This window comes from Vibrio sp. 1580 (assembly GCF_033340055.1).
This window is the reverse complement of record NZ_JAWOVT010000633.1, coordinates 1-542: the sequence shown is the minus strand read 5'-3', so window position 1 is coordinate 542 and position 542 is coordinate 1. Positions and strand designations below refer to the sequence as shown.

1 pseudogene is annotated in these 542 nt (G+C 45.2%); it reads left to right on the top strand.

The window, feature by feature from the left end:
• Positions 1–542 (top strand): annotated as a pseudogene (gene ushA, locus R7093_RS27560) (bifunctional UDP-sugar hydrolase/5'-nucleotidase); the annotation flags it as partial.

Below are 542 nucleotides of genomic sequence, written 5' to 3'. Positions count from 1 at the left end.
ATCTGATTTTCGCTGTTACGCACATGGGTCACTACGAAAATGGCAACCGTGGCATCAATGCGCCGGGTGATGTAGCTTTGGCGCGTTACCTTAATGAAGGCGATTTGGACATGATTGTGGGTGGTCACTCACAAGAGCCCGTTTGTATGGAAGGTCCTAACGTTATCAAAAAGAACTTTAAACCGGGTGATGAGTGTCAGCCAGACCAACAAAACGGTACTTACATTGTTCAGGCGCATGAGTGGGGTAAATATGTTGGCCGTGCCGATTACGAATTCCGTAACTGCGAACTATCAATGGTGAGCTACGATCTTATTCTGGTAAGCTGGAAGAAAAAAATCAATGTGGATGGTCAATCACAACGTGTGTTTGTTCAAGATGAAATTACTCAAGACAAAGCGATGTTGGACTTCCTTCGTACTTTCCAAGAACAAGGCCAAAGCCAGCTGAATGTGAAAATTGCGGAATCAAACGGTAAGCTAGAGGGTGACCGTGATGTCGTGCGATTCCAACAGACGAATCTAGGTCGTTTAATTGCAACG